Annotated in this window: 23 protein-coding genes; 9 read left to right on the forward strand and 14 right to left on the reverse strand. The window is 59.2% G+C overall.

Annotated elements, in window-relative coordinates; genetic code table 11:
- Window positions 1–9: 9 nt before the first annotated feature.
- From AC2FIR_RS02150 to AC2FIR_RS02170, 5 genes are all read right to left on the reverse strand, one after another.
- A complete protein-coding gene (locus AC2FIR_RS02150) occupies window positions 10–687 on the reverse strand; it encodes an SH3 domain-containing protein (RefSeq protein WP_496743905.1) in 678 nt (225 codons plus the stop codon).
- On the reverse strand, window positions 684–2,348 hold the full coding sequence (locus tag AC2FIR_RS02155) for a tetratricopeptide repeat protein (protein WP_480811647.1): 1,665 nt from the start codon (window positions 2,346–2,348) through the stop codon (window positions 684–686). The genes AC2FIR_RS02150 and AC2FIR_RS02155 overlap by 4 nt, the downstream gene beginning before the upstream one ends.
- Before the next feature lie 58 nt (window positions 2,349–2,406).
- Window positions 2,407–3,615, reverse strand: a complete 1,209-nt coding sequence (locus AC2FIR_RS02160; protein ID WP_496743908.1) for an MFS transporter — start codon at window positions 3,613–3,615, stop codon at window positions 2,407–2,409.
- Between the two features lie 74 nt (window positions 3,616–3,689).
- Entirely contained in the window at window positions 3,690–4,349 is a 660-nt protein-coding gene (locus AC2FIR_RS02165; protein WP_170610790.1) for a DsbA family oxidoreductase, read from the reverse strand.
- A complete protein-coding gene (locus tag AC2FIR_RS02170) occupies window positions 4,346–5,863 on the reverse strand; it encodes a class I adenylate-forming enzyme family protein (RefSeq protein WP_496761854.1) in 1,518 nt (505 codons plus the stop codon). The genes AC2FIR_RS02165 and AC2FIR_RS02170 overlap by 4 nt, the downstream gene beginning before the upstream one ends.
- A 64-nt stretch (window positions 5,864–5,927) precedes the next feature.
- On the opposite strand from AC2FIR_RS02170, the gene AC2FIR_RS02175 reads away from it, so the two are divergent.
- The gene (locus AC2FIR_RS02175) at window positions 5,928–6,551 is read left to right on the forward strand and encodes a helix-turn-helix domain-containing protein (protein WP_170610796.1); all 624 of its coding nucleotides are present in this window, start codon (window positions 5,928–5,930) and stop codon (window positions 6,549–6,551) included.
- On the opposite strand, the gene AC2FIR_RS02180 is transcribed toward AC2FIR_RS02175, so the two are convergent.
- The gene (locus AC2FIR_RS02180; protein WP_480490055.1) at window positions 6,540–6,779 is read right to left on the reverse strand and encodes a hypothetical protein; all 240 of its coding nucleotides are present in this window, start codon (window positions 6,777–6,779) and stop codon (window positions 6,540–6,542) included. The two genes, AC2FIR_RS02175 and AC2FIR_RS02180, sit on opposite strands and share 12 nt — an antisense overlap.
- A 559-nt stretch (window positions 6,780–7,338) precedes the next feature.
- On the reverse strand, window positions 7,339–9,150 hold the full coding sequence (locus AC2FIR_RS02185; protein ID WP_496761856.1) for an extracellular solute-binding protein: 1,812 nt from the start codon (window positions 9,148–9,150) through the stop codon (window positions 7,339–7,341).
- Between the two features lie 301 nt (window positions 9,151–9,451).
- Here AC2FIR_RS02185 and AC2FIR_RS02190 point away from each other — a divergent pair, with 301 nt between their 5' ends.
- Both AC2FIR_RS02190 and AC2FIR_RS02195 read left to right on the forward strand, forming a co-directional pair.
- Window positions 9,452–10,225 (forward strand): 3-hydroxybutyrate dehydrogenase, encoded by a 774-nt coding sequence (locus tag AC2FIR_RS02190; RefSeq protein ID WP_496743914.1) that lies wholly within the window; start codon window positions 9,452–9,454, stop codon window positions 10,223–10,225.
- A gap of 64 nt (window positions 10,226–10,289) precedes the next feature.
- Window positions 10,290–11,315 (forward strand): patatin-like phospholipase family protein, encoded by a 1,026-nt coding sequence (locus AC2FIR_RS02195; protein ID WP_480811641.1) that lies wholly within the window; start codon window positions 10,290–10,292, stop codon window positions 11,313–11,315.
- On the opposite strand, the gene AC2FIR_RS02200 is transcribed toward AC2FIR_RS02195, so the two are convergent.
- The 3 genes from AC2FIR_RS02200 to AC2FIR_RS02210 form a co-directional block, all read right to left on the reverse strand.
- A complete protein-coding gene (locus AC2FIR_RS02200; protein WP_170610807.1) occupies window positions 11,316–11,993 on the reverse strand; it encodes a DUF502 domain-containing protein in 678 nt (225 codons plus the stop codon).
- A 66-nt stretch (window positions 11,994–12,059) separates the two neighbouring features.
- Complete coding sequence (locus AC2FIR_RS02205; protein WP_496743917.1) at window positions 12,060–12,974, reverse strand: pseudouridine-5'-phosphate glycosidase; 915 nt, start codon at window positions 12,972–12,974, stop codon at window positions 12,060–12,062.
- Complete coding sequence (locus AC2FIR_RS02210; protein WP_480905469.1) at window positions 12,971–13,864, reverse strand: PfkB family carbohydrate kinase; 894 nt, start codon at window positions 13,862–13,864, stop codon at window positions 12,971–12,973. The genes AC2FIR_RS02205 and AC2FIR_RS02210 overlap by 4 nt, the downstream gene beginning before the upstream one ends.
- A 278-nt stretch (window positions 13,865–14,142) precedes the next feature.
- On the opposite strand from AC2FIR_RS02210, the gene AC2FIR_RS02215 reads away from it, so the two are divergent.
- Window positions 14,143–15,165, forward strand: coding sequence for a HupE/UreJ family protein (locus AC2FIR_RS02215; RefSeq protein WP_496743919.1), 1,023 nt, complete (start codon window positions 14,143–14,145; stop codon window positions 15,163–15,165).
- Here AC2FIR_RS02215 and AC2FIR_RS02220 read toward each other — a convergent pair.
- The gene (locus tag AC2FIR_RS02220) at window positions 15,162–15,782 is read right to left on the reverse strand and encodes a thiamine phosphate synthase (RefSeq protein ID WP_496743921.1); all 621 of its coding nucleotides are present in this window, start codon (window positions 15,780–15,782) and stop codon (window positions 15,162–15,164) included. The two genes, AC2FIR_RS02215 and AC2FIR_RS02220, sit on opposite strands and share 4 nt — an antisense overlap.
- Before the next feature lie 162 nt (window positions 15,783–15,944).
- On the opposite strand from AC2FIR_RS02220, the gene AC2FIR_RS02225 reads away from it, so the two are divergent.
- The 3 genes from AC2FIR_RS02225 to AC2FIR_RS02235 are packed head-to-tail and all read left to right on the forward strand — an operon-like array spanning window position 15,945 to window position 19,369.
- Window positions 15,945–16,688, forward strand: coding sequence for an RNA methyltransferase (locus AC2FIR_RS02225; RefSeq protein ID WP_496743923.1), 744 nt, complete (start codon window positions 15,945–15,947; stop codon window positions 16,686–16,688).
- 60 nt (window positions 16,689–16,748) lie between these two features.
- On the forward strand, window positions 16,749–17,894 hold the full coding sequence (gene ctaA, locus AC2FIR_RS02230) for a heme A synthase (protein ID WP_496761860.1): 1,146 nt from the start codon (window positions 16,749–16,751) through the stop codon (window positions 17,892–17,894).
- Window positions 17,895–17,899: 5 nt separating this feature from the next.
- Complete coding sequence (locus AC2FIR_RS02235) at window positions 17,900–19,369, forward strand: carboxypeptidase M32 (RefSeq protein ID WP_496743925.1); 1,470 nt, start codon at window positions 17,900–17,902, stop codon at window positions 19,367–19,369.
- Window positions 19,370–19,410: 41 nt separating this feature from the next.
- Here the strand turns inward: AC2FIR_RS02235 and AC2FIR_RS02240 are convergent, their stop codons facing one another.
- Together AC2FIR_RS02240 and gyrA are read right to left on the reverse strand one after the other, a co-directional pair.
- The gene (locus tag AC2FIR_RS02240; RefSeq protein ID WP_496743927.1) at window positions 19,411–20,220 is read right to left on the reverse strand and encodes a M90 family metallopeptidase; all 810 of its coding nucleotides are present in this window, start codon (window positions 20,218–20,220) and stop codon (window positions 19,411–19,413) included.
- 86 nt (window positions 20,221–20,306) lie between these two features.
- The gene (gyrA, locus tag AC2FIR_RS02245) at window positions 20,307–23,033 is read right to left on the reverse strand and encodes a DNA gyrase subunit A (protein WP_170677315.1); all 2,727 of its coding nucleotides are present in this window, start codon (window positions 23,031–23,033) and stop codon (window positions 20,307–20,309) included.
- Between the two features lie 193 nt (window positions 23,034–23,226).
- Here gyrA and AC2FIR_RS02250 point away from each other — a divergent pair, with 193 nt between their 5' ends.
- Together AC2FIR_RS02250 and AC2FIR_RS02255 are read left to right on the forward strand one after the other, a co-directional pair.
- Entirely contained in the window at window positions 23,227–23,496 is a 270-nt protein-coding gene (locus AC2FIR_RS02250) for an usg protein (RefSeq protein ID WP_170610835.1), read from the forward strand.
- A gap of 99 nt (window positions 23,497–23,595) precedes the next feature.
- Entirely contained in the window at window positions 23,596–24,294 is a 699-nt protein-coding gene (locus tag AC2FIR_RS02255; protein ID WP_170805620.1) for a hypothetical protein, read from the forward strand.
- Window positions 24,295–24,297: 3 nt separating this feature from the next.
- Here AC2FIR_RS02255 and AC2FIR_RS02260 read toward each other — a convergent pair whose 3' ends face one another.
- Window positions 24,298–25,251, reverse strand: a complete 954-nt coding sequence (locus AC2FIR_RS02260; RefSeq protein WP_496743930.1) for a radical SAM protein — start codon at window positions 25,249–25,251, stop codon at window positions 24,298–24,300.
- Window positions 25,252–25,341: the final 90 nt, after the last annotated feature.

Here is a 25,341-nt window from a genome sequence, read left to right on the forward strand (position 1 = left end):
GCGTCGCGCTCAGTCACCGCCCACGAAGGTGCACAACTGCCATTCCCCCTGGTCGGATTTTACCAGCGCCGCGCGATGACCGGTCATAGGCCAGAGGTAGTCGCGGTGCATGAAGCCTCGCGCGCCGTCGGTCAGCATGACCTTCTGGTATTCGGCGTCAGGATCGTATTCGCTAATCAGGACGACCTCATGGCTTATCAGATCGACAATGTCAGCGGTCCGGTCTGCGCCCACCCGCAGTGACACCCCGGAGCCATTCACAAAATAAGCGTTGAACGGGTCGACGGATGCGGGCAGGCCGATCTTCCACTGATACGGCATCCAAAATTCGCCCAGATCGTCAAAATAACCGGGCGCGGCGAGGGTTTCCTCGAGGGCGGACCAGTAGGCTTCGCGCATCTCATCGGCCTGATCTCGGTATTCCTCGGCCAGGGTGTCGGCAGGAAGTGTCAGGTTTTCCCTGAGTTCCCGGGGGCCGCCATTGCCGCCGTGGCTGAGATAGATGTCCGGGCAGGCCACCGCCACAACCGCTTCGGTGTCGCGGGCCGCGATATCAACGAGCAGGTTGGCGCGGAACGTCACCAGCGTCGGGTCACGTTCGGCCTGGTCGACCGGGGTAAACGTCATGCGTTCGGCCTGAACGGGAAGACCGGCAGCCAAAAGCATCAGGGCAGGGAGCAGTCTCATTCGGCGGCCTTCATTGCGGACTGGGCGCAGAAGCACGAAGCGGCGACCGCGCGGTCTGCACGGGCCAGAGCCAGATCCAGTCTTTGTTTGATCTGCCTGATTTCAATGGAGTCACCTCGGGATTTCAGGCAATCGTATAGCCCCCTTAGGCTCCAGACATTGTCGGGATGGATCGACGCACGGCTGAGCGAGCCGCCCAGTCCTAGATCCTCGCGGTAGACAGCTTCGGCCTCGGCAACGTGGCCCTGTTCAAACAGCAAGGCCCCGAGCGCGTGGCGGGTTGGCTGCATCCAGCCCCAGGGTTCGTCATAAGGCAAAGTGTCATCCAATTCGACCGAGCGGCGCAGGTGTGCATAGGCCGTGTCGTAGTTTCCCTTACGGTATTCGATTTCGCCCCGCAGCATCTCAGCTGCAATATCCAGCAGGTCGACGACACGATTATTGTGCAGTCGCCGGGTTTCGGGGACGCGGCCCCGGGCGGCAAGAAACCTCTGTTCTTCCGCTTCGGCCTCGGCCACCTGATCCGTCGCTGCAAATGCGATGGCACGGGCGTAGTGCGTGGTCGCGGTCAATGTGCAGTAGAGATCCGGGTCTTCGGGCAGTTCCAGAGCCTTGGCTTCGTCCCAACGGCCAAAACGGATAAGGATATGCGGCCCCATGGACATGTAGCTTTCGAAATAGTCCGCCATCGGCGGGCTTTCGATGCGCAGCATTTCCTCGGGCGTGGTGTCCCAGATGCCCTGATTGGCACGCAGGGCCGGTTCCATCTGGCCCATAAACAGCGCGCCGTAGATGGTGAAGTGATAGTTGTGCTGACGGTAACCGGTGTAGATGTTGAACGGACCTTCGCGTTCGTAATACTTCAAATCTGCTTCGGTGGCTTTTTCGTTCCAATGGGTGACGTTCTGGTAGTGGCCGCACTGGACATCGATATGGGTGGGCATGTGCACCAGATGACCTGCGTCCGGCACCAGAGTGCGCAACACGTCCCCGGCTTTCAGTGCTTTTTCAGGAGTGGGCGACATCTCCATCAGGTGCACATACAAGTGCAAAAGCCCCGGATGCGACATGGCGGCCGGGTCGTTCCCCATGGCCCATTCCAGGGTATTCTGCGCTTCAAGGGTGGCGGCGCCGTCGGCGGGTTTTCCGGTTTCCAGATCCCACATTTTCCAGGGGGTCAGGTTCAGCAACGCCTCGACAAATATGGTGCGCAGATCAAGGTGATCGGGAAAAGCCGCAAAAACCGCGCGCATCGCGTCCGCAAAATCGTGGTCCCAGTCGTGCATGTCCGCGATCGGCTCGCGCTGAGGATAGCGGGCGGGCAGGGCGCGGATGAGCGCCTTTTCAACCGGAGTGCACCATTCAGCCAGCGCCAGTGCTTTTTGGGTGGCGTCATAAGCCTCGGCCAATGCCTTCTCTTGTCCCTGATCGTCCAGCAATTCCCACGGCAGGTTGTAGTTTGGTCCGGCTGCGTAAGCCACGCCCCAATGCGCCATGGCGCAGTCCGGATCATGTTCCGCCGCGCGCTGGAAACAGGCCAGGGCCTCTGTATGGTTGTAGCCGTAGGTCCAGATCAGACCTCGGTCGAACCACAGCTGCGCCTTTTCCGATGATGTGGTGACGGGGCAAGAGTATGTGCCCAGATCATAGTAATCACTCATAGAAAACTCCCCCGAAAATCGCGGAAAGCTTAACGTGATTCAGGGTATTTGCACAGGCTCAGGCCAGTAATCTGTTTTCGACGCGACCCATGTGAACCATCACGCCGAAAGCCATGACGCACATGGCAAGGATGCCCGTTGTCAGCGGTGTCACTGAGCCATCGAACAAGAGGCCCACAGGCGCTGCGATGGCTGCGGCCAGAACGGTCGAGATCGACCCGATCACAGATGCCGCCATGCCTGCGATGTGGCCCATCGGATCCATCGCGATGGCATTCAAATTGCCCAAAGTGACGCCAGCCATGAAGAAGATGGTGGTCTGCCAGAAAACAAACACCGCGAATGAGGCGGCGGGCGTCAGGTTCGCCATATTCAGAAATATGACGCAGGACGTGATCAGAATCTGTGCCCCAAGCGCCCATGTCACCACGCGCCGCATACCAACGCGGACGACAATCGCGGCGTTCAACAGGCTGGCCGAACCAGACATCAGCGCGACAAACCCGAACCAGAATGGGAAACTGTCCGCACTGTCATGGATCACGTCATAGACCGGCTGCACCATGGTCAGCATGGTGAACAGAATGCCCATGCACAGGGTCTGAACCAATATCGAAAGGCGCACCGTTGGGTGTGACATCATCTCGTGCGTGGCCGCTACCAGCAGCGGCAGGCGAAACGGGCGACGGTCTTCGCGGGCCAGCGATTCTGGCAACCGTTTTCCCATCCACGTCACAACAATCAGGGCGAACAGGATGAAGGATACGAAAATCCCGCGCCAGCCGAACAGGGCAATCACGCCTGCGCCCAGCATCGGCGCAATTGCGGGAACAAGCGTAAATATCATCATCGCGATCGAAATGATCCGGGCCATCTCGCGCCCGGAATAGAGGTCGCGGATAATGGCCATGGCCACCACGCGGGGACCGGCGGCACCAAGTCCCTGAAGAACACGCGCGGCCAGAACCAGTTCAAGCGAGGAACTTGCCCAGGCAACAGCGGACGCCACGATATATAGCACTGCACCGCCAAAGATGACGGGCTTGCGCCCCAGCGCGTCCGAGATCGGGCCGGTGAAAAATGTGCCAAGCCCCATGCCCAGAACAAAGGATGTCAGGATCAGTTGCGCCCGGTTCACATCATCAGGGCTGAGCTCTGCGCCGATTTCGGGCAGTGCAGGCAGCATCGAGTCGATAGAGAACGCGATCGTGGCGAACATCATTGCTATCAAAGCAATGAACTCGCCCCGCGACATGCGATTGGTCATGGGGAACTCCTTACCTGCTTGCGCTATCACGGCAAATCAGGCGGCGCTATGGCGCAAACGCACAGGACTATGTGCTAATTTGCAGGGGAAGCCTCAAGTTGAGACATGATTTCGCGGATGACTTTTTCCCACATTTCCGGCTGCTGGGCGCCAGGAACTGCGTGTTTGTTGGCCACGATGAAGGTCGGTACTGACCCAACACCCATTTCCCGTGAATGCGTATCGCGGTTGCGGATATCGTCCCGGTCCGCGTCGGATTTCAGCAGCTTCATGACGACAGCCGCGTCCATTCCCTGGCTGTCGGCGATGTCGGCAAGCACCTCATGGTCGCCGATGTCGCGTGCCTGCACAAAATAAGCATCGAACAAGGCGTCGACCACCGCGTCCTGCTTGCCTTCAATCCCGGCCCAATGGATCAGCCGGTGCGCATCAAGTGTGTTGGGCGTGCGTTTCATGCCCTCGAAATCGATTTTCAGGCCAGCATTTTCGGCGTGTTCAACCACGGGCGCATAGGCCTGCACGGCACCATCCTTGCCGCCAAACTTGCGCTCAAGGTATTCTCGGCGGTCCATGCCCGCGTCCGGCATGTCGGGGTTCAGTTGAAACGGATGCCATTCGATCACGAAAGGATGGTCCGGTATGGCGGCCAGCGCTTTGTCCAGATGGGTTTTGCCAATATAGCACCACGGACAGATCGGATCGGACAGAATATCAAGCTTGACGGATTGGGTCATGAGTTCGGTGCCTTGAAATAGGCCGGCAATGCGCGACGCAGGAGTTTCCCATTGCCGCCTGCGGGAAGCGCCGGCAGATGTATGAAAGCGCGGGGCTGTTTGTAACGCGCAAGGTTGTCCTGGACATAGGCACGCAAGGCCGTCTCGTCCAGAGTTTCGGGGCCGGTGTAAAAGGCAGCTATCACAAATGTGTCCTGCTTGACCTCGACCGCCGCGGCACCGACCTGTGTGATCCCGGGGTATTTTGACAAGACGGCCTCGACCTCGACCGGCGAAACCCGATAGCCGCCCGCATTCATCATATCATCGTCGCGACCCAGGTAGGTGATTTGCCCGTCGACCGCCATGGCGCCCTGATCTCCGGTCAGGAACCATTCACCCTGCATGCGGGCCTGAGCCTCATCCGGGGCGTTCAGATAAGTCAGCATCAGGCCGGGGTCGGACCGATGGATGGCGATTGTGCCTTCCTGCCCCTGCGGAACAGGGCCATCGGGTCCCAGAATGGCGATCTTGCGACCGGGTTGCGGCTGGCCCAACGCCTCGCCCCGGGCCGGGTTTTCAGGGCTGGAGGAAATGAAGGTCGAGCATTCGGACATGCCGTAGGCTTCGTAAAGTTCGGTTCCCGTCACCTCGGTCCAGCGTTCGTGTAGGTGGCGCGACAGTTTTTCGCCTGCGCACAGTCCGTGGCGCAGGTGGGGCAGGCTGAGCCGGTCTGTCTGTTGAACCATCTTTCGGTACACGCCGGGTGCTGCGGCAAAGATTGTGGCCCCGTGACGCCGCAACAAGTCGGGCAATGCTGCCGGATCGGTTCCCGGTTCGGGGATCAGCGCCGTCGCCCCGATGGTCCACGGATCCATCAGGCCAGTGCCCAGCGTGTAGGTCCAGTTGAACGCACCGGCATGACACAGCCGATCCTCGGGGCGCAGCCCATACCATCCGTCCACCATCATTTGCCGCGCCCAGATTGCGCGATGCGCATGCGCAACCGCACGCGGCTTGCCCGATGTCCCCGAGGTATAGACCACATAAGCCAACCGATCCGGATCACCGAGATCAAAGGTGGCGGGCGGCAGATCACGCATGGCACGCAACGTTGCCAGATCGATCTGGCGGGGGTGCGGGGCACAGGCGACATCCGGTGCCTTCAGGATGGCGGCCGGGGACAGGTCGTCAATCATGCGGGCCGTTTCAGGCGCCTTCAGTTGCGATGACGTCGGAACAGGAACGACACCGACGGCAATCGCCCCCAAGTAGGCAATCGGGAAGTCGACAGTATTCCCAAGGCGCATCAGAACGATGTCGCCCGGTTTCAACCCGGCCTGCAACAACCCTGTGCCGGTGCCCAGAACTGCAGACAGCAGTTGCCGATAGCTCCAGTCCTCGGTCGCCGTTTCATTCAGAACGGAGAGCGCGGTTTTTTCCGGAAGCCGCTCTGCGTGGCGCAGAACGTGCGCTGCGAGATTAAACGGGGCTGGGCAAGGGGCAGGTGGACCCTGATCAAAAATGGACAGCATGTCGTCTGGCTAACGCGGGGCAAGGCGCGTTGCAAGCGGCGCGGCCCGGCCCTATAGAAGTGCCATGAGAACGCAGGACCCGAAATCCCTGATCCGTATCGCCCGCGATGCCGGTGAAAATGTCGAACCCGAGCCATTGGATCTGGGCGCGCGCGTGCGCGAATTGCGCAAGGCCCGCAAATGGACGCTGGAACAGGCGGCGACCCAGGCCGGTCTGGCGCGCTCAACGCTCAGCAAGATCGAAAACGGTCAGATGTCGCCGACCTATGATGCCCTGAAGAAACTCGCGACGGGGCTGGGGATTTCAGTGCCTCAACTGTTCACGCCACCCCAGCGCGATCAGGTCATTGGACGCATGTCCGTCACACGGATGGGGGAAGGTGCGGCCCATGCCACGACGACATACGAGCATGAGTTGCTGGCCGAAACGCTGACGAAAAAACAAATGCTGCCCTACCGGGCCCGCGTACGCGCCCGCTCGATGGACGAGTTCGATGGCTGGGTTCGTCATGATGGTGAGGAATTCCTGTACGTTCTGACAGGCGTCGTGCGGCTCTATACCGAGTATTATGAACCTGTCGAAATGCGCCGCGGCGACAGCGCCTATTACGACGGAAGCATGGGTCACAACGTCGTCTCGGTCAGTGACGAAGACGCGTTGATCCTGTGGGTTACGTCACTTGCGTAACGTCTGATCGAATTCGCGATTCAGGCTTTCGGTGAACAGGAAATCCTCCAGTTCTTCCCGGGCTTCGTTCACGGTAAGGTGGTGCCGTTCCGCCAGGTAAGCCTCGAACTGTTTTCTGTCTTGCCGGAAATGCGCGACATCCTGATCACGCAGGTTCGGAAAGCGCCGCTTAGCGCGCGCCAAGGATCCGTTCCAGTCCTGCGTCAGTTCTGTCCATTTCATAATCATCAGCGAGCTTTCCGTTTCTTGTGCTACAGGACTGCCCGGCCCCCAGATATCAGGTTACGTAGGGGCGGGGTATATACATGCATGACAAAATGTCGCACCCAGGGATGTGATGACCGGAATGGAAAACGCCCGCTGCGGAACGTCCGCAACGGGCCACGGACCTGCGTTTCGGAGTGAGTGGCGGCCGGTCCGTGAACCACCAGGGCAGGGCGAACCGCCCGTAACTATATCACCGAAACTCAACAACTTTTGCACGGTTCACTGAGGTTCGATTTGATGACACGTTACATGCCCGGCACCCGATCCGTAAAGGTTCTTGTGTCCATTGGAGCAATTTTCGCTGAAATTTGAACGTCCAACAACATATTGCGGCGAACGTCGCGTAAGCAGTCATATGCTGCGGTGTTTTGACATGTGCCACTTTCCGCCGAAGTATTCCCTGACAACCGCCATCCGAGAAGACCGGGGCAGCACACGTTAGACGAGCGTTACGAGGCGTTGGTAAAGCGGGTTTCGCCGCACAAATGCGGCCGAAGCGGCGTACACCCACTGCAGATTATTACTGATACCACCAGACCTCGGGCATGTATTGAGGGCCATCGCCGTAAATGGGCAGGTTTGGCGCGTACTTAAGCTCTTTCACATGCGCGATACGGCCGACATCGAAGTTCCAGATGGGAATGACATACCGGCCAGCGGTCAGGGTGCGGTCAAGCGCGCGGGTGGCCGCGACAAAGTCTTGCCGCGTTTCCGAAGCCAGCATCGCATCGATCATCGCGTCGACTGCGGGTGAAGCGACACCCATCAGGTTCCGGGTTCCGGGCGTGTTCGCGCCATCGCTGCCCCAATAGAGGCGCTGCTCGTTGCCTGGGGACAGGGACATGGCCCTTCGGAATGGCGTCATATCGAAATCGTGTTCCGAGATGCGACCGGTGTATTGCGCGTTGTCGACCGTTTCGGTTGTCACCTGAATGCCAAGTCGTTCCAATGCACGGGAATAGATCTCGACTGCGGTGGCCATATCGCTGTCGCCCTGCTGCAGCAAAACGGTCATGGTGAAGGCATCGCCATTCTGGTTGCGCAGCACACCGTCCTGAATGGTCCACCCCGCTTCGGACAGCAGGTTCGCGGCCTTTCGGATATTGGCGCGATTGCGCGCCGAGCCATCGCCTTGTGGCGGGCTGTAGCCTTCAATCGTTCCGGGCAGAAGATCATCGGCAAACGGTTGCAGCAATTCGGCGACCCGGCCTGTCGCCGGCCCGGGTTGCATCGCCAGGTCCGAGCCCGAGAAATACGAGGTGATCCGGGGCTGGGCACCGCCGGTGATGGTGTCGTTGATGAATTCGAAGTTGAACGCCAGCGTCAGCGCCTCGCGCACGCGCCAGTCATCGAATGGCGCCTTGCGCGTGTTCATCACAAAGCCGGTCATGCCCGACGGTTTGCCATGCGGGATTTCCGTTTTGACTACGTCTCCGCGCTGCGCGGCGGGGAAATTGTATTGCGTGTCCCATTTGTCAGCGTTGAATTCCCGAATGGCGGAGAGTTCCCCAGCCTTGAACGCTTCGAACAACACGGTCTGATCGCCGTAGAACTCGATCCTCATTTCATCGAGGTTCATGGTGCCACGGCGGAAGGGAACATCGCTGCCCCAGTAGTCTGGGTTACGGCGCAGGTTTACGAAGCGCCCGGCCTCATAGTCCTCGACGACATAAGGTCCCGAGCCGATTGGAACATCGTGCAACTGTGCGTCGGCAAAATCCTTGCCGTCCCATTGCGCCTTCTGAAGGATCGGGCGCAGGCCCGCAATCAGGGCCAGTTCGCGGTCAGGTTCGTTGAATGTGATCCTGACCGAGCGTGGACCGGTCTGTTCGATGCTGCCGATCTTGGACCACAACCCGCGATACCGGAGATGCCCTTCGGTCCCCAGAGTTTCATAGGACCACATCACGTCGTCCACGGTGACTGGGCTGCCGTCCGAGAATCGGGCGTTCTCGCGCAGCGTGAATTCCACCCAGGATCGGTCCTCGGCCGTCTCAACTGATTCGGCTAACAACCCGTAAAGAGTGAAAGGTTCGTCCCAGGATCGGCCCATCAGGCTCTCATGGGTCCAGAATCTCAGTTGCCAGGGTGACGTGCCTTTTTGCACAAACGGGTTCAAACTGTTATAGCCGCCGGTATTCCCGAAAACGACCTTTCCTCCTTTTGGTGCATCCGGGTTCACGTAAGGCAGAGACACAAAATCCGGTGGTAGGGCGGGATCGCCATACATAGCTATGCCATGAGACGAATCTGCATGGGCAAATGTGGTCGCAAAAATGCCGGTGATTCCCACCAGTATTGAACGAAGGGAGGGTGAAAAATCGGGGCTCATTTTGGAAACAATCCTGCTCTGGCCTTATTTTGTTGGGATTCACCGTAGCCATGATTTTTCTTATTATCAAACTTTTAGCTTGGACGAAGGCGCAGAATTGCTTATAAAGGATGCACTGCTCGATAGGTTTCTTGCCTGTATGAAACCTGCCTCAATAACTTAACGCCCGCTTCGTGCGGGCGTTTTTTTGTGATGGTGATGCCGGTGCCAGAGGAGTTGCATTGGCCCCAGCTTTCCCCGTTTTCTTTGCACGTGCAGCATGGCACTGTGTCGGAAATTATGACTCAGCAGGAGAGCGGCGATGAGCGTTTCGGGAAAGACGGCAATTATCACGGGATCGAATTCGGGGATCGGGCTGGGCGTTGCGCGCGAACTGGCCAGGGCGGGCGCCAATGTGGTTTTGAATTCGTTCACCGATCGGGATGAGGACCATGCACTGGCTGCTGAAATCTCGAACGAGACCGGAACCAACGCGCGATATATCCAGGCCGACATGTCCAAGGGGGATGATTGCCGGGCCCTGATCGAAAAGGCCGGGGCTTGCGACATTCTTGTCAATAATGCGGGCATTCAGCACGTCGCGCCGATCGACCAGTTCCCGGTCGACAAATGGGATGCAATCATCGCGATCAACATGAACTCGGCCTTTCACACGATGGCGGCAGCTTTGCCAATGATGCGAAAGGCCGGGTGGGGGCGCATCGTCAATATCGCGTCGGCCCATGGTCTGACGGCGTCGCCCTACAAGGCGGCCTATGTGTCGGCCAAACATGGTGTGGTCGGCATGACCAAGACAGTTGCGCTGGAAACGGCGCAGGAGCCGATCACCTGCAACGCCATTTGCCCGGGCTATGTTCTGACACCGCTGGTCGAGGCGCAAATCCCCGACACGATGAAAGAATACAACATGAGCCGCGAGGACGTGATCAAGAACGTGATGCTGGAACGCCAGCCCTCGAAAGAGTTTGCCTCGGTCGAGCAACTTGGCGGGACGGCTTTGTTTTTGTGCTCGGATGCGGCGGCGCAGATTACCGGGACGACGATTTCCGTCGATGGCGGTTGGACTGCCCTGTAGTGTTTCATGGGGGCGCGGCCCCCATACCCCCGGAGTATTTCGGAAAAGATGAAGGGGCGGGCTTTTGAAACGGATCAATCTGGCTTTGCAGGGCGGCGGCGCACATGGCGCCTTTACCTGGGGTGTACTGGACCGGTTGCTGGATGAAGAGGATATTGAGGTTGCCGCGATTACCGGCACATCCGCAGGGGCGTTAAACGGGGCGGCTTTCAAGTCCGGGATGGTGCGGGCCGGGCGCGAAGGCGCGCGCGAGTGTCTGAACGGATTATGGGAGCGCATGGGGGCGGTTGGCGACATGCGGATTGCCAACTGGATGCAGGCGCTGGAGCCTGCCCAGATCGCGCAGGCCATGGAGTATTCGCTTCCGTATTCGATTGGCGACGCGTGGTCGCGCATGGTTTCGCCTTATGCCTACGGTCCGTTTTACCAGAACCCGTTGAAGTCCGTCGTTGATCGTTTTGACTTCGGCGAGATTTGCGCGAACGAAGGCCCGCAGCTGTTTGTCTGTGCGACCTGCGTGCGCAGTGGCAAGATCCGGGTGTTCACGGGCGAAGATGTATCGACGGATGCCATACTCGCCTCGGCCTGCCTGCCGACGCTGTTCAAGGCCGTAGAGATATTCGATCCGAAAACGGGGCGAACCGAGGCCTATTGGGACGGAGGTTTTACGGGAAATCCTGCGCTGTTTCCTTTGTTCAATGACGAGTTGCCGGATGATGTGGTCATCGTGAACATCAACCCGCTTGAGCGGGACGAGGTTCCGAAGACACCACAGCAGATTCAGAACCGGATCAACGAGATCAGCTTCAATTCATCCCTGTTTCGCGAACTCAGGGCGATTGACTTTGTGCAGCGCTTGTTGCGTGAGGGCAAACTGAAGGCGGGTGAGATGAGCCGGGTTCTGGTTCACATGATCGCAGACAATGAGTTGATGAACAGTCTGTCGGTTGCCACGAAGACCGTTCCCAACCCGGTGATCCTGCACAAGCTGAAAAAGGCGGGCCGGGCAGCCGCGGACGGCTTTCTGTCAGCCCACAAAACCGATCTGGGTGCGCGTAGCACAGTAGATCTGCGTGCGATGTTTGGCTGATCACTCTGGCGGGCGGGTCGGGTCTTTTTCGTTTGGATAGACAAGACCTGCCGAGATCACCAGTTTCGCGGCATCCTCGATCGTCATGTCCAGCAGGATGACGTCTTCGGCCGGAAAAAACAGCAGAAACCCGGATGTGGGGTTCGGGGTCGTCGGAACAAACACGCTGAGCAGTTCGCCGCCGGTCTCCGCAAGGCGGCTGACCTCGCCTTTGGCGGTGGTGGACACGAACCCGATCGCCCAGATACCACGGCGCGGATACTGGATAAGGCAAGCCTTTTCGAACGAGCGGTCTGTTTGGGCAAAAACCGTTTCGGAAATTTGCTTGATCCCGGAATAGACCGAGCGGACGACAGGCATCCGATCAACAACGCGTTCTGCAAAAAGGATCAGCGAACGTCCCAGTATGCCCTTGGCCACCCAGCCCACGATCACCGTGAAGATCAGGAAGATGATGACCCCGACGCCGCGCAGGTTGATGCCGACATATTCCTGCGGCTGAAACCTTTGCGGCACCAGCGGCAGGACCGCACTGTCGATCCAGCCCACCACGGACCAGATCAGCCAGATTGTAAGCCAGACCGGCGCAATGACGACAATCCCCGTCAGAAACGACGCCCGCAGGCCTGCAAACAGGCCGGGGCGGCGATGCGGTTCTTCGTCAAACGGTGTATTCATCTTAGTTCCGAGCGGTTTGCAGACTGCAATTAAGCAGTCTGGCGTGATGGTGCAATAGGGACGGTGTCAGGCGGTGTTGCGGGTCAAAGCCTTTGCGATGCCGGCGGCAAGGCGGGCGTTGTTGCGAACAAGCGCGATATTGGCCGTCAGGGATCGGCCCTTGGTCTGCTCGAATATACGCTGCAGAAGATAAGGGGTGACGCCTTTTCCCGTGATCCGGTGTGTCTCGGCGTCGGATTGGGCTGATGCGATGATCGGTGCCAGTTCATCGGCCGGAATCTGGTCGGTCTCGGGGATCGGGTTTGCAACAAGTTGTCCCCCGGGCAGGCCAAGGGCGCGGCGGGTTGAGTGGGCCTTTGCGATCTCTTCCGGGCTGTCCATGCGCAAAGGCGCGGCATAGGGTGATTTGGCTGACCAGAAGGCCGGGAATTCATCCTGACCATGCGCAATCACCGGAACGCCCAGTGTTTCCAGAACCTCGAGCGTTTTGGCCAGATCCAGAATGGCCTTGGCACCTGCGGCCACGACCGTCACCGGTGTCTGGGCAAGCTCATGCAGGTCGGCGGAAATATCGAACGAGGTTTCAGCCCCCTGATGCACGCCACCGATGCCGCCGGTGGCAAAAACCTCGATCCCCGCGTAATGAGCGGCGATCATCGTCGCAGCAACGGTTGTCGCACCGGTGCCGCCGGTCGAGATACAGGCGGCCATGTCGGCGCGCGAGATTTTGGCGACGCCCTGCGCCTTGCCCAGATCCTGCAACTGGTCAGGTTCAAGCCCGACATGCAGCTTGCCCCTGATCACAGCCATGGTGGCGGGAACCGCCCCTGCGTCGCGAATATCTTGTTCGACCTGCGCGGCGACCTCGATGTTCTGCGGGTAGGGCATTCCGTGGGTGATGATTGTGCTTTCAAGCGCAACGATGGGCTGGCCTGCATCCTTTGCGGTGCGGACCTCGGCTGAGTATTGGATGTCGATCACAGTGGGGTTTCTCCGGAGACATAAGTTGCGGCGGCGTGCAGAGCGCGGGTCAGGGCCGCGTCGCTATCTGCGCCATTTGCTTCAGCGGCAATATGGGCCGCCATGAAAGTATCACCCGCGCCGGTCACGCGCGTGACCAATACGGATGGGGGTTTCTGGGTCTGGATGCCATCGGCCGAGCCGACAGTGGCCGAGTTGCCGCCATCCGTTACCAAAACCCGTAGCGCGCCCCGATCCAGCAGGCCCTGGGTAGCGCTTTCGGAATCCTCGAACTCGCGCTGACACAGCAGACCGGCCTCTTCGAGGTTGACGTAAAGCGTCGCGCGGGCGTGTTTGAGGAAAGGCAGAAGGCGCTCGGCCTTGCCGGGTGAGGCCGGGGCAACGCGCAGATCGGCGCGAGAGAACGCCGGACTTTGCGCGATCTCCTCCAGCAGGTCTTGCGTCAGGTTCCCGTCCAGCGCAACCGGACCTTCAAACGGCGTATTCTCGTACCCCAATGGACCGTGCATCAGGGGGCGCAGGATCTTGGCCCCGGCGGCTTCGAGAGAGTGGGCATCCGCGATTGCGGCAATCAGACCGTTTGCACCTTCGACCGCCATGTACCGGTCTGTCGGCAAATCCTGCGAGCGGTAAATATGGTCTGTCACCATCCCAAGGCGGGCACAGGCGTGCACAAGCTCGTCACCTTCGGGATCACGGCCAACGGCGGTCAACAAGGTTGGGGTCATACCAAAGCGGACCAGCGTCATTGCGATGTTCATCGCCACGCCACCAGGCAGTCGGGTAATCCGCCCCGGAACGTCCGAGCCCTGACGCATGACGCTGGCGGATCGTCCGATCACGTCCCACAGGACGGACCCGATACACAAAATTTCACTGGTCTGAGTCATGCCGTTGTCATGCCGCAGCCCCGTGATCCGTGCAAGTCAGAACGTTAACGCCAACGGGAATTCCTGCCACGGCCTGCCGTTTTGGCTTGCCATCGCGCGTCATCGGCAGAACAATCGAAGGATATGTTGTCGGTATTCATGTTCATGTTGGATTGCAGCAAATGAGCCGCATTGTCAGAGCGTTGTGCAAAACCCGCCCTGTATTTCTTCTTCTTTTTGCTCCTTTGGTTTTCTGGATTGCAGTCGGTAACGCATCAGCTCAGACGGCGAAACCGACAGTGGTAGATTTTCGGATCAATCAGGGCACATTGTTTCTGGAAATCAGCATGAATGCCGAGGCATTCGTCGCCGGGATTAACCCTGCAGCGGATCCGTCCCCCGTTTCAAGTGAGTACAGAAGACTGCGCCGCTTGGCGTCTTCCGAACTTGAGCCGCACATCAAGCAGTTCATGAAAGGCTGGTCGCCGTCCATGAACGTGTTTGCAGGTGGACCCGTCACGCTGTCCTACGAAGGTTCCCGCGTTCCTGTGGCCGGGAACCCTGAGGTGCCAAGGATTTCACGGGTTCTGCTGGCCGGGGCTTTACCGTCCGGCGCATCCAGCCTGCAGCTGACCTGGCCCGAAGGTCACGGGCCGATGGTCCTCAGGCAGCAGGGGGTGGATGCGCCTTATACCGGGTATCTTGTGGCGGGCGAGACAAGCCCTCTGATTCCTTTGCGGGGTGGGGCCGGTCTGGACCCGGTTCAAACCCTGAAGGCCTATTTCTCCAACGGAATCGCGTATGCCACGACAGACGGGCTGCCGGTTATCCTGATTGCGTTGCTGCTGGTGCTGCACGCCCTTTGGGTGTCGGCGGCCTTATGGCAGCTTTCTGCTTTCGCGCTGGCCACGGCGGTTGGTCTGGGATTGGGCACGCTACAGCTTGTCGCGATCCCCTCAGCATGGTTGCCGTATCTCAGGCCCGCTGCAACCGTGGTGCTGGGTGTGTGGAACGTTACAGTCCGGCGACCGGGCTTTCTGCGTTTGCTGACTGTTGCACTGATGGGTGGTCTGATCGGTTTGAGCCAGGCCTTCGCTTTGACGTCGATCGGAGTTCCGCCGGATCGGCTGGCACCGGCGGTTCTGGGCTTTGGTCTGGGTGCGTTGACCGTGCCGGTCTCGGCCGCTGCCGTGGTGTTTGCATTGGCACTGGCGATTTCCCGCAGATCGATCCGGCTCAGGCTTCGGATTTCGGTTCTGCTATCCCTCGTGATTGCCGGCTTCGGGGCATATACCTTTGTTCGGCCCTTCCTGCCTTTTTAAGAAAGTGGCGCCAACAAAGCGGTCAGCGCTGCGACAGGATCATCACCCGCCCAGATTTCGTCGCCGATCCCAAAAAAGTCGGTGCATGGGGCCAGGCTGCCAATCAGTTCAGCCGTCAGACCGCCTTCGGCCACAACCGGGACTTCGATCATCTCGGACCACCACTGAAACAGATCTTGTTCCGCTCGCGTGCCGTCGCCAAGCTTGTCTGTTCCAACCGGCCCGAAGGCGACATAGTCCGCCCCGGCTTCACCGGCGGTCATGCCGTCATGGCTGGAAGCCCCGCAAAAGCTTCCGACGATCGCATCTGCCCCCAGTTCCTTACGGGCGGACCGCACGGAACGGGCGGCGTCATCCAGATGCACCCCGTCCAGACCCAGACGTTGCGCCAGCAGAACGTGGTTTGAAATCACCAGCGCCACGTCCCGCGCATGGGCCACTTCACGGCAGGCATCGGCCGCGCGTGCGATTGCATCTTCGTCATTGCCCGCCAGCGCCAAGCGGATGCACGCGATTTCTGTGCTGTCCAGAACGCGCGCCAGTTTTTCAGGGAATCGGCTCAGTTCGATGGCCGGCGGTGTGATCAGGTAGATCTGCGGCTGCTCGGGGGTGTCCATTGGCGCGTCCTTCGGATTTCTGTCTTTGGCGGGGTTTAGCGGATTGAGCGGGGGAAGCAAACTTTTATGCCTGCCGAGCGGGTATTTGAGAGCAGAACAAGGTGATTGGCTTGCCTCGTCGGTGACAGGGTATTAGAGCGGGCGGAACTTTCGGAGTAAGCCATGCCCAGCGACAAATCCCAGCCCTCATTCGTGCTTGTGCGCCCGCAGATGGGTGAAAACATCGGCGCAGCCGCGCGGGCGATGTGGAATTTCGGCCTGGATCGGATGCGTATCGTGGCCCCCCGGGACGGCTGGCCCAACCCCAAGGCAGTGGCCATGTCCAGTGGAGCCGGGCGGCTGCTGGATGAGGCGCAGCTGTTCGACGACCTGGCCGGAGCGCTTGGAGACAGCACCTTTGTCTTTGCCACCACGGCCCGTCAGCGCGGGTTGACCAAACCGGTTTATAGCCCCGAGCGCGCCATGCAACTGGCCGCCGAAAAAGTTGCAGCCGGTCAAAAGGTTGCGGTTCTGTTCGGACCGGAACGCGCAGGGCTTGAGAATGAGGATATTGCGAAGGCAAACGCCATCATTTCGGTTCCTGTGAACCCCGAGTACGCCTCGCTGAACCTCGGGCAGTGCGTGCTGCTGACCGCTTACGAGTGGATGCGCCAGACCGGAGACGTGGTGCATGAGACCACCGATCTGGGCAAGGGCGACTGGGCGACAGGGATCGAGGTTGAGAAACTGGCCCAACATTTCGAAGACCGGCTTGAGACCGCAGGCTTCTTTTACCCGCCAGAGAAGGCCGATGGGATGAAGGTGAACCTGCGAAATCTGTGGTCGCGGATGAACATGACACGGGCAGATGTGCAGATGTTGCACGGTGTCATGCGGCAGATGGTCCGCTGGAAGGAAAAGGGCTGAGGCTGGACCTTACACTCCGGTAGCCCTAGCTTGCGTGAAAATCAAAGGCATGAGGACGGCATGAGCGGCAAGCGCAGCATCTTCGAAGAAGTCTCGGACACCGAAAAACAAAAGGCGGTGCAGCCGGGGATGATCGACCGGGGCCGGGGCGGTGCGCGCGGGGCCATTCGCGTCTGGCTGATGAGCCTGTTTGCCATGGTCGTGATCATGATCGCCGTAGGCGGGCTGACGCGGCTGACCGACAGCGGATTGTCGATCACCGAATGGCGCCCTGTTACCGGAGCCATCCCGCCGATGTCCGAGGCCGACTGGCAGGCCGAGTTCGACAAATACAAGCAGATCGATCAATGGCGCATTCAGAACCAGTGGATGGAACTCGATGATTTCAAGTCGATCTACTGGTGGGAATGGGGTCATCGGCAGCTGGGCCGTGTGATCGGTTTGGTCTGGGCGCTCGGGTTCCTGGGCTTCTTGGTGACGCGCAAGATACCGACCGGTTGGACCGGGCGATTGCTGATCCCCGGCGCATTGGGTGGCGTTCAGGGTGCAGTTGGCTGGTGGATGGTCGCCTCGGGCGTGACCCAGGGCGAAGGGATGACGGCCGTCGCCAGCTATCGGCTGGCAATACACCTGGGGCTGGCCTTCGTGATCTTAGGGTTCCTCGCCTGGTACATCCTTCTGCTGGGCCGGGAGGAGCGCGACCTGATGCAGGCCCGCCGTGCGAAAGAGGCAAAGCTGTTTTCTCTCTCAACCGGCCTGATGCATTTCGCCTTTTTGCAAATACTCATTGGCGCCTTGGTTGCGGGGATCGACGCCGGTCGTTCTTATACCGACTGGCCGTTGATCGGCGGGCAGCTTCTGCCGCCTGACGCAACAATGCTGGAACCGATCTGGCGGAACTTCTTCGAAAGCCCGGGCCTGGTGCAATTCATCCATCGCTGCGCCGGTTATCTTCTCTTTGCGTTTGCGGTTGTCGTTTGGCGTCGTGGCGGAACCAGCGCGCATCTCCAGACCCGATTTGCATTCAATGCGGCCTTTGCGGCCTTGTCGCTGCAAGTGGTCGTGGGAATCCTGACGGTGGTCTACGGGGCGCCATGGCAGATCGCCATATTCCATCAGTTCATGGCCGTTGTGGTTTGGACGCTGATCCTGCGTGCGCGTTTCCTGACGGCCTATCCCATCGCAACTTCACTACGCGGAGCGTGACTTACATGACTGCATTCAATGACCTGATGGCTTTTCAGCGCGAAACTTCGGCCCTGGGACAGATTGCCGGGCGTTTGGGTTGGGATCAGGAAACAGTCATGCCGCGTGGGGCTGCCCCTCAACGGGCCGAGGAAATGGCGGCGATCGAGGCGGTTCTGCATGCCCGTCGGTCTGACCCGCGGGTGGCCGATTGGCTGGATCAGGCCGCGCCTCAGGACGAGATCGGCAAAGCCCAGTTGCGCGAAATTCGCCGTGCTTATGAACGGGCGGTCAAGGTGCCGGCTGATCTGGCGACGGCAATTGCCCGCGTGACATCCGCGGCCCAGGGGAAATGGGCGCAGGCTCGTGCGGATGAAGATGTATCGGCCTTTCTTCCGGTTCTGGCTGAGGTCGTCTCGCTGAAACGTCAGGAAGGTGAGGCCCTGGCGCAGGGCTGCGACATTTATGACGCTATGGTCGAGGATTATGAGCCCTATACGACGGGTGCCCAGATCGCCGCCATCTTTGATGAGATGCGCCCGCGGCTGGTTGCCCTGCGTGCTGCGGTTCTGGACCGACCGGAACCGGCTGCGCTGAGCGGAAGGTTTGATGAAGCGTCGCAGATGAAACTGTCGCAACAGCTGGCTGTAGCCTTCGGCTATGACCTGAACAACGGCCGCGTGGACAAGGCGGTGCATCCGTTCAGCTCGGGCTCTGGTCTGGATGTGCGGATTACCACGCGGACCAGCGAGACCGACCCGTTCAATTGTTTCTACTCAACGATTCACGAGGTTGGCCACGCCGCGTATGAACAGGGCATTGACAGTGCCTATCTGCTGACCCCGCTGGGCAGCGGCGTGTCCATGGGCGTGCATGAGAGCCAAAGCCGGATATACGAGAACCAGCTGGGCCGCTCGTGCGCCTTCACGGGCTGGCTGTTCGGTCAGATGGTCGAGGTTTTCGGCGGTTTTGGAATCCCCGATGCGGAGGCGTTTTATGCAACCGTCAACCGCGTCCACAACGGGTACATTCGGACCGAAGCGGATGAGGTGCAGTACAATCTGCACATCATGCTGCGCTTTGATCTGGAACGTGCGCTGATGGCAGGTGATCTGCAGGTGAGTGACTTGGAGGCTGCCTGGAACGACCGGTTCAAGGCCGATTTCGGTTACGCGGTCGACAAGCCCTCGAACGGATGTTTGCAGGACGTGCACTGGTCGGTCGGGCTGTTTGGGTACTTCCCGACTTATTCGCTGGGCAATGTTTATGCCGGGTGTCTGAATCAGGCTTTACGCGCCGCAGTTCCGGGTTTGGATGCGCAGCTTGCCAAGGGCGATACATCGGGTGCAACCGGATGGCTGCGCGAGAATGTGCAGCGGCATGGCGGGCTGTATGCGCCGCGGGAAATCATCGCCCGCGCCAGTGGTTTGGAGCCGGGTCCAGAGCCGCTGTTGACCTATCTGGAAGAAAAGTTCGGATCGATTTACGGATTGTGAAAAAAAGAACTGCGCCCGGGGTTTCGCAGACTGGCCGCAGTTCAACCCCACGTCACCGGGTCCAGACGGAACAGTTTGGACAACTGTTCGTATACATCCGGCACCTCGTGTTTCAGAGCTTGGGGCCGTTCGAAAAACACCTCGACAGAAACCGCGAAGAATTCTTCGTGCCCTGTGGCGCCATAAGGGTCGATAGCGGTGCGACGCCCGGCCTCGACCGCGTTAACATGGGCGTCAAAAGCGGTAAGGAAAACGCGTTCCCACTCGGCAAAGCTCTGACCTTCGCTCAGGACTGGTACGCTGTTTGTGCCGCCTGACAGGTCGTCGATCTGGTGGGCAAACTCGTGCAGTACGACATTTTGCCCGTCACGGTCATCCATCGCGCCCTGACGGCTATGCGCCCAGGACAGGATAACCGGCCCGCGGTCCCAGCTTTCACCGGTGCGGACGATTTCTTTTTCGGTCACGACGTAACCGCTGCGTCGGCTCTGACGGGATTTGAAAGCGCTGGGATAAATCAGGATCGTGGTCAGATTGTCATACCAAAGATCACTGTTCACCACGAGCAGACAGGCCTGCGTCGCGATCGAAAGCTGCATTTCCTCGGTCACGTCCAGCCCGTCACAGCCATAAAACTCGACCTGATCGAGGAACAGGTTGACCTTGCCCTCCAGCGTGGTCCGAAACCGGGCCGGGAGCCTTCTGATCATAGGAACCTGATCGGCGATCACGGCACGCTCGTGATCGGACAAAGGAGACGACAGCAGAGAGTTCCGCGTTTGCCTTTTGGACCAGTAGCGATAGCCGAGGAAACCGGTGACAAGCAGCAGGCAGGCGATCAGGATGAACATGGCGTCACTCTAGTCGGAAGATACCGAGACAGAAACGCTTTTTGCTGTCGGGCCGCGCAGAGAGTGATCGCGCGGCCCGGCAGAATTTACTCTTCAGTCTCTTCGTCGCCCTGATCGGCAATCCAGGCAACGCTGACGACTTCTTCGCCTTTCCCGGTGTTGAACACCTTCACGCCACCTGCCGAACGCGAGCGGAAGGAAATGCCATCGACCGGCACCCGGATCGACTGGCCTTTGGAAGTGGCCAGCATGATCTGATCGTCGATTTCAACCGGGAACGAAGCCACCAGTTCGCCACCGCGCATGGCTTTGTCCATAGCCGCAACGCCCATACCACCGCGCCCGCGAACCGGGTAGTCGTGGCTGGAGCTGAGCTTGCCCGAACCGCCTGTCGTGATGGTCAGGATCAGGTTTTCGGCCGCCGACATCTCGGCATACCGCTCCTGAGGCAGAACGCTGTCGGCGTTGCCTTCATCCTCGTCGGCCTCGGCCTCATCGGTAACACCGGCCATCAGGCGACGCATTTTGAGGTAAGCGGCACGCTCGTCAGAGGTCGCCTCGAAATGGCGGATGACCGACATGGAAACGACCCGGTCGCCGTTGGTCAACTTGATGCCGCGTACACCCGTCGACTTACGGCCCTTGAAAACCCGGACAGCCGTGGTCTGGAACCGGATCGCGCGGCCGGAATTGGTGACCAGCATCACGTCGTCATCTTCCGAACAGATGCGCGCATTCACCAGTTCCACGCCTTCCGGCAGGTCCATCGCAATTTTACCGTTGCGCTTGACGTTGGTGAAATCGCTCAGCGCATTGCGGCGCACATCCCCGGCGCTGGTGGCGAATACGATCTGCAGGTTCTCCCATTCATCATCCGGCACATCCACCGGCATGATAGCCGCGATGGAGACGCCGGTCGGGATTGGCAGGATGTTGACGATAGCCTTGCCCTTGCCGGTGCGCCCGGACTGCGGCAAACGCCAGGTCTTGAGTTTGTAGACCATCCCGTCGGTGGTGAAGAACAGCAACTGCGTATGGGTGTTGGCCACAAAGAGGGTGGTAACCACGTCCTCTTCCTTGGTCTGCATACCCGACAGACCCTTGCCGCCGCGTTTCTGGGCGCGGAAATCGGCCAGCGGCGTGCGTTTGATGTACCCGCCCGAAGTGACGGTCACGACCATGTCTTCACGCTCGATCAGGTCTTCGTCTTCCATGTCGCCGGACCAGTCGACAATCTCGGTGCGGCGTGGAACGGCGAACTGGTCACGCACTTCGCGCAACTCATCGCCGATGATGCCCATGATGCGCTCGCGCGAGGACAGAATATCCAGGTATTCCTTGATCTTGGCGGCCAGTTGCTCCAGCTCGTCCGTGACCTCTTTGACGCCCAGTTGAGTCAGACGCTGCAAGCGCAGTTCGAGGATGGCACGGGCCTGAACTTCGGTCAGGTTATAGGTGCCGTCGTCGTTCATTCTTGACAGAGGGTCGTCGATCAGGCGCAGGTAGCCCTCGATTTCGGCAGCGGGCCAGCGGCGGGTCATCAGCTTCTCGCGCGCCTCGGCGGCGTCGGCGGATGAGCGGATCGTGGCGACCACCTCGTCCACGTTCGAAACGGCCACTGCCAGACCACACAGGATATGGCTGCGTTCGCGGGCCTTGCGCAGGTCGTATGCCGTGCGGCGGGCGACAACATCTTCGCGGAAGTCGATGAACGAGGTCAGGAAGCGGCGCAGGGTCAACTGCTCGGGGCGGCCACCGTTCAGCGCCAGCATGTTGCAGCCGAACGAGGTTTGCATCGGCGAGAACCGGTAAAGCTGGTTCAGAACCACTTCGGGCGTTGCATCGCGCTTCAGCTCGACCACCACGCGTACACCGTTGCGGTCGGACTCGTCCTGTACATGAGCAACGCCTTCTATGCGTTTCTCACGCACGGCTTCGGCGATCTTTTCGATCATCGCAGCTTTGTTCACCTGATAGGGAATCTCGTCCACGACAATGGCGTAACGGTCTTTGCGGATCTCCTCGACGCGGGTCTTGGCGCGTATGATGACGCTGCCGCGGCCTTCCAGATAGGCTTTGCGCGCACCGGAGCGGCCCAGCATCACGCCGCCGGTCGGGAAATCGGGACCGGGGACGTATTCGATAAGTTGCTCGGAGGTCAGGTCCGGATCGTCGATCAGCGCCAGCGTGGCATCGACCACTTCGCCCAGATTATGTGGCGGGATGTTGGTCGCCATACCAACGGCAATACCGCCGGCACCGTTGACCAGCATGTTCGGGAAGCGCGCGGGCAGGACAGTCGGTTCCTTGTCCTTGCCGTCGTAGTTGTCCTGAAAATCGACCGTCTCTTTTTCGATATCGGCCAGCAGCGACGCAGCAGGTTTGTCCATTCGGACTTCGGTGTACCGCATGGCCGCCGGGTTGTCGCCGTCCATCGATCCAAAGTTGCCCTGACCATCCAGAAGCGGCAGCGACATCGAAAAATCCTGCGCCATCCGCACCAGCGCGTCATAGATCGCGCTGTCACCGTGCGGGTGGTACTTACCCATCACATCGCCAACAGGACGCGCGGACTTGCGGTATGCCTTGTCGTGCGTGTTCCCCGTCTCGTGCATCGCATAGAGGATACGCCGGTGGACCGGTTTCAGCCCGTCGCGCAGATCGGGGATTGCACGGCTGACGATGACGGACATCGCATAATCGAGGTACGACGTGCGCATCTCGGATTCGATGGACACCGTCGGGCCGTCATAAGCGGGGCGTGCCGGTGGGGTTTCGTCCATGTTTTCAGGGGTTTCTGGCGTATCGCTCACGTAAACTGCCCGTTCTTTGTGCGGAGTCTATATCTTGTGGATGCACCTTATCAGACCCGGCACATAAGGTGCAAGCAACCTGCGTAATCGCGCAAGAATAACCTCGGTAACATCAGAGTAACATATTGTTAAGTAAGGATTAGGTGGTTTGCATGCTATGCTGAAGAGACCTTGACAGAAATCGGAGGTCTGCATGGAGCGAAGTGAAACGGAGCTGATGTTAAAGGGGTACGGGCTGACAACAGCGGAATTCTTCTATCACATGCCCGACTACATTCATGTCCTGAATACGTTCATCTGGCAGGATTACGATCTTGCGCCGGATCACCCGAAGCTGTTTGATTTCATTGACTTTTGGCAACGCGAAATCGAAGGGCCGCTTCATTCCGTCCGGTTCACGCATCGCAAGATGATCGCACCGGGTGAATGGCGTAACATGGTAGGTGAATTTCGGGTGAACTGAAAACGGACCAGAAAGGCAGCTGTTGATGTTGCCTGTGTCATTTTCTGTTGTATCGGTTAAGGTGCGCTTCAGACTTCGGATCACACACGGATTAGCCTGATGCAGAGAGTAATGATTGCGGTTGCCGCCTGTTTGACGTTTTGCGGGCCGGCATCGTCCGAAGGAGTTTTGGACAAGATAAAAAAGGGTGCTGAAAGCACGGCGGACGCCATCGGTCAGGGGGCCGAAGCCGTCGGCGGGACACTCAAGAAGGGCGCAGGCGCGGTTGATGAGACGTTCAATTCAACCGCCGATCTGGTGTCTAACGAAGCCACCCCGGAAGAAACACGCGCCAAGCTGGATGCTATGGCGGAAACGGTACTGACCCAGTTGCTGGCGGAAAACCCGGATGCGGCGTTTCTTTTTGAAATCAGTGCGGGCTATGCGGTGTTTGATTCCCGAAAAGTCACGGTTTTTCCTGTTTCCGCAGGATATGGCCGAGGTGTGGCGGTATCAAAAGAAACAGGTCAGCACACTTACATGAACATGGGAACAGGTGGGGTTGGTGCAGCTATCGGCATCGGCGGTTTTGAAACCAAGTTCGTCATCCTGTTCGAGACCCCCGCAGATCTGGAGCACTTTATCGCCTACGGATACGACGCGACGGCTGAATCCGGTGCCATGTACGGCGATGACAGCAAAAGCGAGACGGTCCGGTTCACCGAGGGGCGTTCGTTCTTTGTGCTCAGCAAAAAGGGCTGGCGCGTCTCTGCCGGGGCGTCAGGAACCAAATACTGGAAATCCCCGGAGCTGAACTGAGCTTCAGGCGGAACAGCTTGCGCCGCCCAGGACGCAGAATTTGGCGCAATGGGGGTGGTTCAGGTGCACGTCCGCCTCAGCGTCTGCAAGTGTCGGCCCCATCTCGAACTCAGCCTCATAGGGTAGCAAGGTGCAGGCCAGAACCGCCGGACGATCCGCGCCTTTGCGTTTGACCACCATGCGGGACGAGGCGCACATGACGCTGTCGGGAGATTTGTCCAGTATGCCCCAACAAGCGGTCGTGATTTCAGGTACTTCGGCGGTTTCGTCCATCTCGGGGAACAGGACTGTCTGACCCGGGTCGTGCGCGTCGATGTCAAACCCATGCTCTGCAAAAAACGCCGCATAGCCGGCGCGGCTTTCGGCGTCGCTGTCCCCCCAGACCGTACGACCGGCAACCGCCATTTTGATCCCGCTGTCGCGCAGCCATTCCATCCCGATCAGGGTTTTGCCAAAGCTTCCTGTGCCGCGTTCCTTGTCGTGCAGTTTGGGCAGGAAATGATCGACCGAGACCCGCAATGTCAGCTTGTCGCCAAAGTCGCGTTGCAGACCTAACAGGCCCTCGCGCATCTTGCGGCGCATCATCGGTTTCATGGCGTTGGTCAGGATCAGGACCTCAAACTCGTGTTCCAAGGCGGCCCGGGTCATGTCGATCATCTCGGGGTTCATGAACGGCTCGCCGCCAGTGAACCCAATTTCGCGGACCGGCCAGTTTCTGGATTTGATTTGTTTCAGAAAATCGGTCACTTCCGCCGCGGTGATATAGACCAGAGCGTCGTTGGTAGGACTGCTGGCAATATAACAGTTCACGCATTCGATATTGCATAGCGTTCCGGTGTTGAACCAAAGCGTTTCGGGATTGCTCAGCCTTACCGAGGCGCGAATCTGACCGTCTGCTGTCATCAGTTTGTCCTGAAATTTTCCAGCATTGGCGATTTGGGCAGCGTTGTCTTTCATTCCCGTATCCGGTTCCTTGCAGTCGTCAGAATGACTTAACCTTTCAGGACAGCAGAGTTAAGTATGACGCGGCGGTCCTGACAGAGTTTT

It is taken from the genome of Ruegeria sp. CDSB136, from assembly GCF_059610965.1.

Excerpts from the sequence above, each read along its gene's own strand:
- ctaA (WP_496761860.1), top strand. The coding sequence starts at position 16,749 with ATGAGCGGCAAGCGCAGCATCTTCGAAGAAGTCTCGGACACCGAAAAA.
- AC2FIR_RS02185 (WP_496761856.1), bottom strand. The coding sequence starts at position 9,150 with ATGAGCCCCGATTTTTCACCCTCCCTTCGTTCAATACTGGTGGGAATC.
- AC2FIR_RS02170 (WP_496761854.1), bottom strand. The coding sequence starts at position 5,863 with ATGCTGTCCATTTTTGATCAGGGTCCACCTGCCCCTTGCCCAGCCCCG.
- AC2FIR_RS02160 (WP_496743908.1), bottom strand. The coding sequence starts at position 3,615 with ATGACCAATCGCATGTCGCGGGGCGAGTTCATTGCTTTGATAGCAATG.
- AC2FIR_RS02260 (WP_496743930.1), bottom strand. The coding sequence starts at position 25,251 with ATGAAAGACAACGCTGCCCAAATCGCCAATGCTGGAAAATTTCAGGAC.
- AC2FIR_RS02220 (WP_496743921.1), bottom strand. The coding sequence starts at position 15,782 with ATGGACACCCCCGAGCAGCCGCAGATCTACCTGATCACACCGCCGGCC.
- AC2FIR_RS02175 (WP_170610796.1), top strand. The coding sequence starts at position 5,928 with ATGAGAACGCAGGACCCGAAATCCCTGATCCGTATCGCCCGCGATGCC.
- AC2FIR_RS02190 (WP_496743914.1), top strand. The coding sequence starts at position 9,452 with ATGAGCGTTTCGGGAAAGACGGCAATTATCACGGGATCGAATTCGGGG.
- AC2FIR_RS02250 (WP_170610835.1), top strand. The coding sequence starts at position 23,227 with ATGGAGCGAAGTGAAACGGAGCTGATGTTAAAGGGGTACGGGCTGACA.
- AC2FIR_RS02255 (WP_170805620.1), top strand. The coding sequence starts at position 23,596 with ATGCAGAGAGTAATGATTGCGGTTGCCGCCTGTTTGACGTTTTGCGGG.
- AC2FIR_RS02150 (WP_496743905.1), bottom strand. The coding sequence starts at position 687 with ATGAGACTGCTCCCTGCCCTGATGCTTTTGGCTGCCGGTCTTCCCGTT.
- AC2FIR_RS02235 (WP_496743925.1), top strand. The coding sequence starts at position 17,900 with ATGACTGCATTCAATGACCTGATGGCTTTTCAGCGCGAAACTTCGGCC.
- AC2FIR_RS02240 (WP_496743927.1), bottom strand. The coding sequence starts at position 20,220 with ATGTTCATCCTGATCGCCTGCCTGCTGCTTGTCACCGGTTTCCTCGGC.
- AC2FIR_RS02180 (WP_480490055.1), bottom strand. The coding sequence starts at position 6,779 with ATGATTATGAAATGGACAGAACTGACGCAGGACTGGAACGGATCCTTG.
- AC2FIR_RS02155 (WP_480811647.1), bottom strand. The coding sequence starts at position 2,348 with ATGAGTGATTACTATGATCTGGGCACATACTCTTGCCCCGTCACCACA.
- AC2FIR_RS02210 (WP_480905469.1), bottom strand. The coding sequence starts at position 13,864 with ATGACTCAGACCAGTGAAATTTTGTGTATCGGGTCCGTCCTGTGGGAC.
- AC2FIR_RS02225 (WP_496743923.1), top strand. The coding sequence starts at position 15,945 with ATGCCCAGCGACAAATCCCAGCCCTCATTCGTGCTTGTGCGCCCGCAG.
- AC2FIR_RS02200 (WP_170610807.1), bottom strand. The coding sequence starts at position 11,993 with ATGAATACACCGTTTGACGAAGAACCGCATCGCCGCCCCGGCCTGTTT.
- AC2FIR_RS02165 (WP_170610790.1), bottom strand. The coding sequence starts at position 4,349 with ATGACCCAATCCGTCAAGCTTGATATTCTGTCCGATCCGATCTGTCCG.